Source organism: Bacillus sp. FSL L8-0199 (assembly GCF_038005705.1).
In the GTDB taxonomy this organism is placed as follows: Bacteria; Bacillota; Bacilli; order Bacillales; family Bacillaceae_G; genus Bacillus_A; species Bacillus_A cereus.
In genome coordinates this window covers 1502552-1515532 of sequence record NZ_JBBOTS010000001.1, presented here as the reverse complement: position 1 = coordinate 1515532, position 12981 = coordinate 1502552, and the positions used below count along the sequence as shown (strand labels likewise).

Genomic DNA, 12981 nt, shown 5'->3' with positions numbered 1-12981 from the left:
ACCTTTCATCAAAAAGGTCACATCTTTTTTCATTTTTTGATATAATCACCTTTGTAAGTAATTCTTAGCAAGTTGGGGGTGGACACACTATGACCATTCGTTACCCAAATGGAAAAAGGTATAATCAAGCTTCACAACCTCAAAAAACACCTATAAAAACACATACTTATAGTAATAGAGGTATGTCCCTTGAAGAGGAATTGAATGAAACAAATCAATATTACTTAACCCATAATATTGCATGTGTACATAAAAAGCCTACACCTCTTCAAATTGTAAAAGTAGATTACCCCGCTCGAAGTGCTGCAGTGGTAAAAGAAGCGTATTTTAAACAACCTTCTACAACAGATTACAACGGTGTATACAAAGGGAAATACATCGATTTTGAAGCAAAGGAAACCAAAAATAAAACTAGTTTCCCACTTCAAAACTTCCACCTTCATCAAATTGAACATATGAAGCAAGTGGTTGCTCATAATGGAATTGCATTTGTTATTATTAAATTTACACTTTTTGATGAATTTTATTTACTAGATGCAAAACATATTATTGCATTTTGGAATCGTCAAAATACTGGTGGACGCAAGTCGATTACGAAAGAAGAAATAGAAGAGCATGGATCCTTATTATCATGCGGTTATCACCCTCGGATTGACTATATCCGTGTACTAGACATGGTTTATTTTTCGTGATAGAGTCATCACTAAGGCTCTTTTTTCGACTTTTGGGGGGAGAGAATGAAAGGTAGGAGAAAGTATAATGTCAGATAATTATCGTTCTCGTACAGAACGAAATCATGTGAAAAATCAAGAGAAAAAAACACATAAAGAAGAAAAACCAAAGAAAAAAGGCTCCTTTTTCAAGAAATTCCTTATAGGTTGTCTACTTCTTGGTATCGTTGGTCTTGTAGCCGGCGTTTCCGCTTTCTTTGTTATGGTAAAGGACGCTCCAAAATTAGACAAATCCAAACTTGTTAATCCTTTATCAACAAAGTTTCTCGATAAAAACGGAAATTTCTTCTATGAATACGGTGCTGAAAAACGAACACATGTTACTTATGATCAAATTCCAAAAGTAGTTGAAAATGCATTTCTTGCAACTGAGGATTCGCGTTTCTATGATCATAATGGAATTGATTTTAAACGAACTACAAAAGCAGTTATGGAAAATGTCACTGGTGGTTTCGGTTCCCAAGGTGGTAGTACGATTACACAGCAAGTCGTTAAAAACTACTTTCTAACAATGGACAAAACTGCTAAAAGAAAAGTGCAAGAATGGTACTTATCTTACAAATTAGAGCAACAATACTCTAAACATGAGATTTTAGAAATGTACTTAAATAAGATTAATTTAGGTAACCGTTCATACGGTATTGCGACAGCAGCGCAAAAATATTATGGTAAAGATTTAAAAGACTTGCAATTACATGAAGCTGCTATGCTCGCTGGTTTACCCCAAGGTCCAAACATTTATGATCCAACAAAAAAGGAAAATGTTGAACGAGCAACAAATCGTCGTAATGTCGTATTATCATTAATGAATCGACATGGTTATATAACAAAAGAAGAAATGAATAACGCCGTTAAGATTCCAGTAACTGAGGGCCTTCAACCGTCTTCAGAAGTAACTGAGATGAAGTATCAAGCATTTTTAGATGCGGTTGTAAAAGAAGTTGAAAAAGAATATCCTGATGTAAATATCGGTTCAGATGGTTTAACGATTCATACAACACTTGATCAAGATGCTCAAGATTACGCCGACAAAATTATGGATGGCAATCTTATTAAGTATCCGGACGATCAATTCCAAGGGTCATTCGTATTTATGGATACACAGTCTGGAGAAGTTCGAGCAATTGGTGCTGGACGTAAAGAAAGTAAGTCTACTTTCAAAGGTCATAATATGGCAACTGATTTAAAACGCCAAGTTGGTTCAACAATGAAACCAATTTTCGACTACGGTCCGGCAATTGAAAATTTACAATGGTCTACATACCATCAATTAAACGACTCAGAATATACGTATTCCAATGGTAAGAAAATACAAAATGCAACAAAAAGTTACAAAGGTGACGTTTCACTACGTGAAGCTTTGAAAAAGTCATTAAACATTCCAGCTTTAAAGACAGCACAAACAGTTGGTCTTAATAAGTCAAAAGAATTTGCTGAAGGTTTAGGCATGACCTTTAAAGAAGGAAAAGTCTACGAATCAACAGCAATCGGTAGTAACGATAGTTCTCCATTAGAAGTAGCAGGTGCATATGCAACCTTTGGTAATAGTGGTAACTATAATAAACCACACTTCGTAAAAGAAGTAACCTTCCCGGACGGGAAAAAGAAAAGCTTTAAACCGAAAGAACATCGCGCAATGCAAGACTATACAGCTTATATGGTTACTGACGTTCTTCGTGACGTAGTAAAACCTGGTTCTGGTGGTACAGGTCCAACAGCATACGTTTCAGGTGTTGACGTAGCAGGTAAAACAGGAACACAAAACTTTGATGAATCAGTTCTTCAAAAATATGACATCCCAGCTGATGCAAACAGAGATAGCTGGTTTGCTGGATATACGCCACAATACACAATGGCTGTTTGGACCGGTTACGAAAAAGATGGTCCAAAAAATTATGTTAGCGATCGCTCCACTAGAATTGCACAGCAAATGTTCCAAGTAATGATGAGCAAATTCGCTACAGATAAATCACGCTTTGAACGTCCTTCTTCTGTACAAGAAATAAACGGAGAGTTATACGTAAAAGGTGCGAAAAAAGATGCAATTAAACAAATTAAAGTAGATGCTCCTAGTGGTCTGAATGTCACTTTTGATGGCGCTAGCACAGTTACACTAAACTGGTCTGGACCAGCAGAAGTTGATGCATATGCAGCCAGCTATAAAGCAACTGACGGTTCAAGTGGTAGCCTATCAATAAGTGGTACGACAGCTACTCTTGGTGGTATTAAACCAGGTGTTACTTACAGCTTCTCTGTAGTAGCGAAAAAAGGCACTGGAACAAGCCCAGCAGTTGGTGCATCTTTCACTGCGCCTGGCGGAACTCCAGATGCGAAAAAAGCTGAAGAAGAGGCTAAGAAAAAGGCCGATGAAGAAGCTAAGAAAAAAGCTGATGAGGAAGCCCAGAAAAAAGCTAATGAAGATAAAGTAAAACAAGAAGAAGCTAAGAAAAAAGCTGATGAAGAAGCTAAGAAACAACAAGAACAACAGCAGCAACAACAAGAACAAGAACAACAACGCAAACAGCAAGAAGAAGCTCAAAAGAAAGCTGATGAAGAAGCTAGAAGAAAAGCTGATGAAGAAGCTAAGAAAAAAGCTGATGAAGAAGCTAAGAAGAAAGCTGAAGAAGAGGCCAAGAAAAAAGCTGAAGAAGAGGCCAAGAAACAACAAGAACAGCAACACCAAAATACCGGAGGAGATACACCTCACGCAGACGGTACTGTTGTTACAACAGAGTCCTAATATACAAAAAAGAAGTCCGTTTCTCTTAACGAGAAGCGGACTTCTTTTTTGTTATCATTCTCTTTACATACAGCTTTTCTATTTCGATATACAACTGCGCTAATTGAATATAAGAATGATAATTACTCGGTTTCTTTATAATGAATGAATATCTTTCCATAAAATTAACAGGTTGCACTTTTAATTTATTCGTATTTATTTGCATTTCATTCAAACTATGAACAGGTTGTTCATTTAGCCAATAGACAACCGATAACAAGTGAGCTGCAAAAAGAATCATTGGTCCCTCAGCCTCTTGCTTATTTCTATTTCGAAACAGTATAGCAATGTCTTCATGCTTATTTTTCCATACATTCAACATCACTGGAATGCTGTTTTCAATTTCCTTCCATGGCTCATACTGTCTTTCAATATCAAATATAAAGTAAGTATTTTGTATTATCTCTTCAAAAGAATTGTCTGTATGATACTTAATTAAATTTATACTTTCTTCAAAAAATGGTAAACAGTGAAATTCTTTCGGTATTTCTATAACTCGCTCCATCCTTTATTTCACCTTCATTCGCTTCTTTCCTTCACGACATACTTCTAACAGTCTGCACTCCTCACATTGCGGTCGTTGTGCTTTACAGTGATAACGTCCAAAGAAAATCATACGATGATGTGTAACTCCCCACTCATCCATCGGTACTTTCTTCATTAATGTTTTTTCTACTTCTAACACAGAGTCTTTCCATCTACACATAGCTAATCGTTTACTCACTCGCTCCACATGTGTATCAACAGCAATTGCCGGAATTCCAAACGCTACGGAAACTACAACATTTGCTGTTTTTCTCCCTACTCCTGGTAATTTCGTCAACTCGTCACGGTCTTCTGGAACTTTTCCATTGTAATCATCCAGCAACATCTGACATAATTTTTGAATGTTTTTTGCTTTATTTCTATACAACCCAATAGAACGTATATCTTGTTGTAACTCTTCTAAAGATACACTTAAATAATCTTCTGGTGTTTTATATTTTTGAAATAAATTTTTCGTCACTTTATTTACAAGTGCATCTGTACATTGTGCAGATAGTGCTACCGCGATTACTAATTCAAAAGGATTCTCATGAATTAATTCACAATGTGCTTCTGGATACATATCCGCCATTGTGTCTAAACAATAGCGAATTTGTGTTTTATTTAACATATACTTCCTCCTATATTACTGCTCCAACCAATTATAAAAAGGCACTTTTCCAGTAAATTTCGTCTCTTGTTTTGTCATTTGTTGTGCCCTTTGTTGATTCGCTCTAAATTTTTGACCTTGATTTTGAGCCTGATCTACCGTTTTAATTCCATTCTTTTTCCACTCAAATAAAATACGATCAATATATCGGAAATTTAGTTTTCCACTCATTACAGCTTCTCTAAGAGCCGCTTGAATTAAATTTGGATGATGTTGATCTTGGTCCTCCCACATCCCTAACGTTTCACATTCGAACGGCGAAAGTGGTCTTCCAAATTCTTTTTCAAATACTGTATATAAATTTACTTGTAGCTGTTTTTTTTCTTTTTGCTCTTCCTCTATTGATTCATCCATTAAGAAATGTAATATTTTTTCCCATAACGGTTGTAAAGAATAACTTTCGCACATCATCGCTTCTGATCTTTGTCCACCTTCTAGTGATAAAAAACCTTTTTGAATCAACGTCTGAATTACTTCCATACATTTCATTTCCGTTATCGTCATCCGTTCAGAAATCTCTGAAGGAGTCGGAAACGAATTACCTGATTCTAAAAATGTGTGTACATGAAGTACAACCATAAATTCCGTCTCATTTAAACCTAATTTTTTATAATGCATCATAAGCAATTTTGGAATTGCAATGCTTCCCTGCTCAAACCACTGTAACATCATTTTCTTTTTCATCACCAAACACCTCGCTCTCTAGTATAACACACCTTTAGCTATTTCTTTTTGCCACAATCCGTCAAAAAAACCTCCCCATTAATAGGGAGGTTTTTTATATTACATGAATGAAATATAAAATTAAGCTTGCACTTTACTTTTCATAAATGTATGGATGCGCTCTAATGCTTTCTCTACTTGTTCAAGAGATGTCGCATATGATAAACGAACATTATTTGGAGCACCAAATCCTGTACCTGGTACAAGAGCCACTTTTTCCTCTTCTAATAGAGCTTTTGCCCAATCATCAACTGTTGCATATCCTGATAAAGCTACAGCTTCTTTTACGTTAGGGAATAAGTAAAATGCACCTTGCGGTTTAATACAAGTAAAGCCAGGGATTTGAATTAATTTATCATAAATGATGTTTAATCTCTCTTCAAAGGCTTGACGCATTGTTTCCACAGGTTCTTGTGAGCCTGCGTATGCCGCAATTGCGCCGTATTGAGCGATTGAAGTAGGGTTTGACGTACTATGACTCGCTAAGTTCGTCATCGCTTTAATAAGCTGCTTATTTCCTGCAGCATATCCAATACGCCATCCTGTCATAGAATGAGATTTAGATACACCATTAATAATAAGTGTTTGTTCTTTTAATGCATTAGAAAGCTGGGCAATTGAAGTATATTCTACGCCACCATAAATTAATTTTTCATAAATTTCATCAGAAACGATTAAAATATCATGTTCTAAACATACTTCTCCAAGCTGTTGTAATTCTTCTTTGCTATAAATCATTCCTGTTGGATTGCTCGGTGAATTAATAATAACTGCTTTCGTTTTCTCTGTAATTGCCTCACGCAGCTGCTTTGCTGTAATTTTGTACTCATTGTCTTCTAAACCTTCTACATAAACCGGCTTACCGCCAGCAAGCTTTACTTGCTCTGGATAGCTTACCCAGTAAGGAGTTGGGATGATAACTTCATCTCCCTCATCAAGTAATACTTGGAATAATGTATATAATGCATGCTTTGCACCATTACATACAATAATTTCAGATGGATCATACGCAATACCTTGATCGCGAGTAAATTTCTTCACAATTTCTTGTTTTAACGATTGTAATCCACCTGTTGGTGTATACTTCGTATGCCCTTCTAACATCGCTTTATGTGCAGCATCCATAATATGCTCTGGTGTATTAAAGTCAGGTTCCCCTGCCCCTAATGCAATTACATCATGACCCTCTGCTTTTAATGCTTGTGCCTTTGCTGTAATTTCTAAAGTTGAAGACGGTGTTAAAGCAGCTACTCGCTTTGCTAATTTCATTTGTAGTTCCCCCTACATCTATTTTTCAATGCTATATCGTCTTAAAAATTTTCCATCTTTAAATTCAAGATAGTAATAACTATAACGATTGTCATCATCAATATATGTAACTTCCCATAGTGGTACATCATTTTCAAAGCCTAATTTCACTTTCATAATCTCTTTCGGCTTACTTTTTGATTCCTTACTTTCATTGCCGACTTGCTCTATTGTTCTTTGTATAGCCTCTTTTTCAGAAATACCTTCGCTCTTTTTCCTTACTACAGTATCCCCTTTTTTCTCAGGCACCCAAACGATAAGTTGTTCTCCCTTTTCATCTGTACCTTGCACGACTATATATGCAGATTTTCCGTTGTAATAATCAACAGATTTCACCTTTGTAAGCTTTGCTTTTTCTTTAGCAATTTCTACAAATTTCGACTCTTTTGGAATTTTCTTTCCCATCGCTTTATTATAAACATACGCCCCATATATTCCGCTAGCAACGATAACAATAATGATTGCAAAAATCCACTTTTTCATTGTATCACTACGTTCTGTAAATCGTAAATACAGCTGTTTCTTTATCTTTTTCGTCTAATGCTAGTCCGAACATGAGGTCCTGCTCTTTTAACGTACGATTTAAACTATCAACAATTTTATACAAATCCGACGAATATTTAATACGCGTCGTTGATAGTACTTCGATTTTCTTATCCATGAAAAAACTCCTCCGTTACACAAAAATTTCTAATTATAGAAGAACGCAATGCGGTTACAATAAGAGTACATTCTTTACAACCCCTGCTTCATCACCCATCTATTATAGCAGGACATGTACAGCAAAAAAAGGTTTCAAGTCGAAAACCAACACATTTTGTATACAAGAAGTAAGAAAAATAAAATTCCTCCTACCCACATTTTTTACGCCTGAAGTTTATAAGTACTTCAGGCGTATTTTTCTTCTATTTTTATTCATTTGGTGGTTCTTCTAATTGTACTAACAATTCTTCTAATGGCCCTTCATAAAGAGGTACGTTAGGAATCGATTGTAGAAATCGTTTTCCATAGGAAGAACTCGTCAAACGACGATCTAACACTACTACCGTTCCTGTATCTGTATTCGTTCGAATTAAGCGGCCGAATCCTTGTTTGAAACGTAATATTGCTTGTGGGAGCGCTAATTTAGTGAATACATCTTCACCTTGATTTTTTAGCCACTCACCTTTCGCTTCCATCATCGGCTGATGAGGAGGTGTAAATGGTAGACGGACTATAACAAGACAACTTAAGGCATCTCCAGGAATATCTATTCCTTCCCAGAAACTGCTCGTCCCTAGTAAAATTGATTTGTCGAACTCTTGAAACTTTCGAATTAAGCGGCTTCGACTTCTATTATTCACACTTTGGGTCAGTAATAAATACCCCTCTAATTCATCATTATTTTTTAAATTCGCATACGCTTCTTTTAACATTTCATACGAAGTGAATAAAACGAGCATTCTGCCTTTTGTGGCTTTCGCTATCTTTGCAATATGTTCCGATACAGATTCAATATATCGCTCATTACTTACTTGCTTAATAAAAGGTACATCCGTTGACACCATTAATTTCATCTGTTCATCATAACGAAATGGCGACGGAACCTTTAAAGTATTTGGAGCGAAATCATGTAAACCAAGTTCCTCTTTTATATAATCAAACGTATCGTTAACTGTTAGTGTTGCGGATGTAAAAATAACACTCTTTTTTTCTGTTAAAAATTCATCAGCAAATCTTTCACCAATATGAACAGGCTGTGCATATAGAACTGTTGAATGAATCGTCCCTTTCGTTTCAGTCTCCATCCAAGTTACATACGAATTCTTTTCTAATACGAGTAACTGTAATGATTCTGCCATCTTTCTCAGCAACTCAATTAAATGCATAAATTCACCTGTTACAACATGCATCTCCCATTCTAACTTACTTTGCAATATATCCACTTGCTTCTCAAGAGCAGTTACTACCCTTCTTAATTCATATATAAAACGATTTGTTAATTCGACGATACTATCCCACAACTTACCTTTTTCTAGTTCTGCGTTATACCTATAGATGAGCGGCATATTATTCGTTCCTTGCTCTTGCTTTGTTTGTTTAAATATAAAAGTACGTAACATTTGGAAGAGTTCATCCGCATCAAACTTAAGTTCCTTCAAACTATAACTTATCATACGGAAAGTTGAACGAGATGCTTGCTCTGATTTTTTCATCATTTTATATACTTTGGAGAGTACATCTTCTGTTTCTAGCGTCCCAAGACGAGATATAACCAATTGAAAATACATACAAGAGAACTGTTCACCCAATGTTCTACTCGCAGCTTCTTCAATATGGTGAGCTTCATCAAAAATAATATGTTCGCATGAAGCAAACAACGGTTCTTCACTTGAAAAATCTTGAAATAATAACGCATGATTTGTAATAACGATATCTGCAAATAAAGCTTTATTCTTCGCTCGCTGGTAAAAACAACGACTAAACCAATTACTTTGCATACCGCCTGGACTATACGCATCGCTACAAATACGATTCCAAAGTAACTTTCCGCCCTCAGGAATATTTAATTCGTCTCGATCACCTGTTTCAGTTTGCAATAGCCAAACTAAAATCTTCGCCTTCGTAAGTGCCATATCATAATTTTTTTCTTCCTCTTGCAAAGCATACTCAAATTTATGTAAGCATAAATAATGCTTTCTTCCTTTTAGAAGAGCTGCCTCAAATGAAAATGGCATTATTTTTTGTAATAACGGAATTTCTTTTTCTAATATTTGTTGTTGGAGTTGTACCGTTTGTGTACTTATAATGACAGGTTCTTCTTTTCTCTTTGCAAAATAAAGACTAGGAAGCAAATAAGCGAGAGTCTTTCCTGTTCCTGTACCGGCTTCAATTAGTGAAAAACGAGAATCTCTTAAAGCCGTATATATCTCTTTCATCATCAGTTGTTGACTTTCTCTTCTTTCAAACTTTGGCATATGTGATTCCAATTTATCCATCGTTTTATTCAAGAAAGCATCAAACTTTGATGAACACGTTTCTCCAAGGTTTAAGGAATAGTTCCGCTTTTTCAGCGCAATATTTCGATGTATTTCATACTCCGTTATATCTTCTTTACCGTGCATTACTTTCTTTAAAATATTTTCAGAAAGCACATCAGCTATATCGCTTTGGAACACATCACTTAATTCATAAAGCGATTGCAACGTGACAAGTGGTAACTTTTCAATTTCATTTAAAAATTGTAAAAATAATTCCGCTGTTGCAAGAGCATCACTATCCGCACGATGTGGTTGATTGTGCTCTAGTTCATGCTTCTTAGCTAAATCACGTAATTTATAACTATCGGCTGTCGGCAAAAGAATTTGAGCCAATTCAACCGTGTCGATTTTCGGACAATGTATTTCTGTATATCCAGCTTGCCTTAATTCTTCATTTAAAAAATTCCAATCAAAGTGAACATTATGCGCAACGAAAGCCGCACCTTGTAATAGCTCAACAATCATCGGGGCTACATCTTGAAATAACGGGGCTTGTTTTACAAGACTTTCATCAATCCCTGTTAATTCTGTAATAAATGGTGGGATCTCTCTCTTTGGGTTAACAAAAGACGAAAAAATCTCCAATATCTCTCCATCTTCTACTACAACAGCTGCAATTTGGGTAATTTTATCCTTCCCATCTTTCCAGGAGTTCCCTGTCGTCTCTAAATCAACAACGACATAACGCTTACTCATATATGTAACACCTCAATTTCTTACCTTTCAAACAACAATAATTTATATAATGTTACTATACCACGTTTTATCTCATCTTAATGAAAAGATGCACAAAAAAGCTATCTCCGCAATAGAGATAGCCTTTCTACTTATAATATCGTACTCGCTTTTTCAGCACCTAACATTTCAATAATTTGATTATTATCGTCTAATACTGCAATTTTTGGTTCTTGTTTATGAATCTCTTCTTCCGTAACTAGCCCATAACAAATAATAATTACTTTGTCCCCTGGTTGTACAAGCCTTGCCGCAGCACCGTTTAAACAAACAACACCACTACCGCGTTCCCCTTTAATAACGTATGTCTCTAAGCGAGCACCATTATTATTATTTACAATTTGGACTTTTTCGTTTTCTACAATATTTACTGCATCCATTAAGTCTTCATCAATTGTAATACTACCTACATAATTTAAATTTGCCTCCGTTACAGTTGCACGATGTAACTTTGCTCTCATCATTGTGCGAAACATAGATGCTCCCCCTTATTTAACCGTTAATGTTATATTGTCAATTAATCTTACATTTTCAAACTTAACTGCAATAGCTAAAATGATTCTTCCTTCGACTTTCTCTACCATTGTTAATGACGGATATGCATATAAATCTGCATAATCTACAGTGCCTTTCGTATGCGTCTCAATATACTCTTTCACAAGATTTGTAATGATTTCCGGATTACGTTCACCTGCCTCAATTCTTTCTTTCGCCATACATAGGCTGCGGTATAAATGAAGAGCTTCTTCACGTTCATCTTGTGATAGGTACACGTTACGAGAACTTTTCGCTAAACCATCTTCTTCCCTTACAATATCAACTGGTACGATTGTAACTGGAATATTGAAATCAGTTACAAATCCTTCAATTACTGCAACTTGTTGAGCATCTTTCATACCGAAATAAGCACGCTTTGGCAGCGTAATATTAAATAGTTTCATTAGTACAGTTGCAACACCAGCAAAATGACCAGGTCTTTGTTGACCGCATAATACGTCCGTGCGCTTCACAACTTCTACCGTTGTTGTTTGTTCTGCTGGATACATTTCTTCTACACTCGGATAAAATAAATAATCTACACCGTTTTCTTTTGCTACATTTTCATCTCTATCAATATCACGAGGATATCGATCTAAATCTTCATTTGGGCCAAATTGTAGTGGGTTTACAAATACACTTAAAACTACAATTTCATTTTCTTCTCTTGCCTTACGTAATAAAGTAGCATGGCCTTCATGTAAATAACCCATTGTTGGAACAAAACCAATACTCTTTCCACTTGCACGAAGTTCGCTCGTAATTTGCTGCATCTCTTGCACTGTAGTTACGATTTTCATTATTGTTTTCCTCCGTATAACGCTAAACATTCTTCCTCTTTCATTGTGAACGAATGTTTTTCTTCAGGAAATTGTCTTGTCTTTACTTCAGTAACATATTGTGAAATCCCACGCACAATTTCCTCTTGAACAGACGTATATTGCTTCACAAATTTCGGAACACGATTTACGCCGTATGAGATAAGATCATGATAAACAAGCACTTGCCCATCTACTTTTTGTCCTGCACCAATCCCAATTGTCGGTATTGTTAGTTGCTCTGAAATAAGTTCTGCTAACTGCATTGGTACACATTCTAACACAAGCGCTATTGCACCAGCTTCTTCACATTTCTTTGCATCTTCTATTAATTTTTTTGCACTCTCCGCATCTTTTCCTTGCACTTTATATCCACCCAACACTCCTACAGATTGAGGGGTTAGACCTAAATGCGCTACAACAGGAATTCCTGCGTTCGTCAAATATTGAATCGTCGATATAACTTCTCCAGCACCTTCTACCTTCAGTGCGTGTGCCCCGCTCTCTTGAACGATGCGGCGTGCATTCACCATCGTTTCTTGTAATGATACGTGATACGACATAAATGGCATATCAGTTACAATAAACGTCTCTTTCGCTCCGCGGCGTACAGCTTTCGTATGATGAATCATATCCTCTACTGTTACAGGTACTGTTGAATCGTATCCGAGTACAACCATTCCAAGAGAATCTCCAACTAGAATCATATCAACTTCAGCTTCTTCTGCTAATTTAGCAGATGGATAATCATACGCCGTTAGCATTGTAATCGGCTCACCTTGCTCTTTCATCTTCAAAAAATCTGTTTTTGTTTTCAAAAACTACTCCTCCTTTATGCAGGAGAGAGGAGATGGCCGAAATCATATAAAAAAACCCCTCTGGCCATAAAAGGGCAGAAGGGTTGTGTGTTAGTCGGCATTATTCATCCCTCTGTCCCAGTCCGTTATTGGATCAAGGCAGAATCCAAGTTATTATTTTTCGTATGACTTCGAATCATGGTGCAGTTCGCTCTGATACTGCCCACATTCGAACTAATTATAGCAAACTACAAAAAGGAATTACTACATTTTTTTGAAAAAATAATTTTTTATTCTTATTACGGTATATGAAATTTAACACGAGAGTATATATGCTA

The 12981-nt window shown here is 36.0% G+C and carries 12 protein-coding genes; 2 read left to right on the top strand and 10 right to left on the bottom strand.

Translation table 11 applies throughout. The features are described 5' to 3' along the window. Positions 1–89: 89 nt before the first annotated feature. Positions 90–692 (top strand): Holliday junction resolvase RecU, encoded by a 603-nt coding sequence (gene recU / locus NST86_RS07950; protein ID WP_000155598.1) that lies wholly within the window; start codon positions 90–92, stop codon positions 690–692. A gap of 67 nt (positions 693–759) precedes the next feature. After that, positions 760–3471, top strand: coding sequence for a PBP1A family penicillin-binding protein (locus tag NST86_RS07945; protein WP_086423869.1), 2712 nt, complete (start codon positions 760–762; stop codon positions 3469–3471). 25 nt (positions 3472–3496) lie between these two features. Here the strand turns inward: NST86_RS07945 and NST86_RS07940 are convergent, their stop codons facing one another. The 10 genes from NST86_RS07940 to panB form a co-directional block, all read right to left on the bottom strand. After that, the gene (locus tag NST86_RS07940; protein ID WP_016117494.1) at positions 3497–4015 is read right to left on the bottom strand and encodes a YpoC family protein; all 519 of its coding nucleotides are present in this window, start codon (positions 4013–4015) and stop codon (positions 3497–3499) included. Between the two features lie 3 nt (positions 4016–4018). Further along, positions 4019–4666, bottom strand: coding sequence for an endonuclease III (gene nth / locus NST86_RS07935; RefSeq protein ID WP_016117493.1), 648 nt, complete (start codon positions 4664–4666; stop codon positions 4019–4021). Positions 4667–4681: 15 nt separating this feature from the next. Then, on the bottom strand, positions 4682–5389 hold the full coding sequence (dnaD, locus tag NST86_RS07930; protein WP_000728552.1) for a DNA replication protein DnaD: 708 nt from the start codon (positions 5387–5389) through the stop codon (positions 4682–4684). A 120-nt stretch (positions 5390–5509) separates the two neighbouring features. Continuing rightward, positions 5510–6697: an aspartate transaminase AspB gene (gene aspB / locus NST86_RS07925; protein WP_000761560.1), complete on the bottom strand. Its 1188-nt coding sequence runs from the start codon at positions 6695–6697 to the stop codon at positions 5510–5512. An 18-nt stretch (positions 6698–6715) separates the two neighbouring features. Further along, entirely contained in the window at positions 6716–7219 is a 504-nt protein-coding gene (locus tag NST86_RS07920) for a cell wall elongation regulator TseB-like domain-containing protein (protein ID WP_000758739.1), read from the bottom strand. Between the two features lie 7 nt (positions 7220–7226). Then, entirely contained in the window at positions 7227–7397 is a 171-nt protein-coding gene (locus NST86_RS07915; RefSeq protein ID WP_000358352.1) for a YpmA family protein, read from the bottom strand. A 250-nt stretch (positions 7398–7647) separates the two neighbouring features. Further along, positions 7648–10452, bottom strand: coding sequence for an ATP-dependent DNA helicase DinG (dinG, locus tag NST86_RS07910; protein WP_016117492.1), 2805 nt, complete (start codon positions 10450–10452; stop codon positions 7648–7650). Between the two features lie 131 nt (positions 10453–10583). After that, entirely contained in the window at positions 10584–10967 is a 384-nt protein-coding gene (gene panD / locus NST86_RS07905) for an aspartate 1-decarboxylase (RefSeq protein WP_000490183.1), read from the bottom strand. A 12-nt stretch (positions 10968–10979) separates the two neighbouring features. Continuing rightward, positions 10980–11828 (bottom strand): pantoate--beta-alanine ligase, encoded by an 849-nt coding sequence (gene panC / locus NST86_RS07900; protein ID WP_000707024.1) that lies wholly within the window; start codon positions 11826–11828, stop codon positions 10980–10982. Next, on the bottom strand, positions 11828–12664 hold the full coding sequence (panB, locus tag NST86_RS07895; protein WP_000851108.1) for a 3-methyl-2-oxobutanoate hydroxymethyltransferase: 837 nt from the start codon (positions 12662–12664) through the stop codon (positions 11828–11830). Before panB ends, panC begins: the two co-directional genes overlap by 1 nt. Positions 12665–12981 lie beyond the last annotated feature (317 nt).

Coding starts and splice junctions, on each gene's coding strand:
- recU (WP_000155598.1), top strand. CDS start 90: ATGACCATTCGTTACCCAAATGGAAAAAGGTATAATCAAGCTTCACAA.
- NST86_RS07945 (WP_086423869.1), top strand. CDS start 760: ATGTCAGATAATTATCGTTCTCGTACAGAACGAAATCATGTGAAAAAT.
- NST86_RS07940 (WP_016117494.1), bottom strand. CDS start 4,015: ATGGAGCGAGTTATAGAAATACCGAAAGAATTTCACTGTTTACCATTT.
- nth (WP_016117493.1), bottom strand. CDS start 4,666: ATGTTAAATAAAACACAAATTCGCTATTGTTTAGACACAATGGCGGAT.
- dnaD (WP_000728552.1), bottom strand. CDS start 5,389: ATGAAAAAGAAAATGATGTTACAGTGGTTTGAGCAGGGAAGCATTGCA.
- aspB (WP_000761560.1), bottom strand. CDS start 6,697: ATGAAATTAGCAAAGCGAGTAGCTGCTTTAACACCGTCTTCAACTTTA.
- NST86_RS07920 (WP_000758739.1), bottom strand. CDS start 7,219: ATGAAAAAGTGGATTTTTGCAATCATTATTGTTATCGTTGCTAGCGGA.
- NST86_RS07915 (WP_000358352.1), bottom strand. CDS start 7,397: ATGGATAAGAAAATCGAAGTACTATCAACGACGCGTATTAAATATTCG.
- dinG (WP_016117492.1), bottom strand. CDS start 10,452: ATGAGTAAGCGTTATGTCGTTGTTGATTTAGAGACGACAGGGAACTCC.
- panD (WP_000490183.1), bottom strand. CDS start 10,967: ATGTTTCGCACAATGATGAGAGCAAAGTTACATCGTGCAACTGTAACG.
- panC (WP_000707024.1), bottom strand. CDS start 11,828: ATGAAAATCGTAACTACAGTGCAAGAGATGCAGCAAATTACGAGCGAA.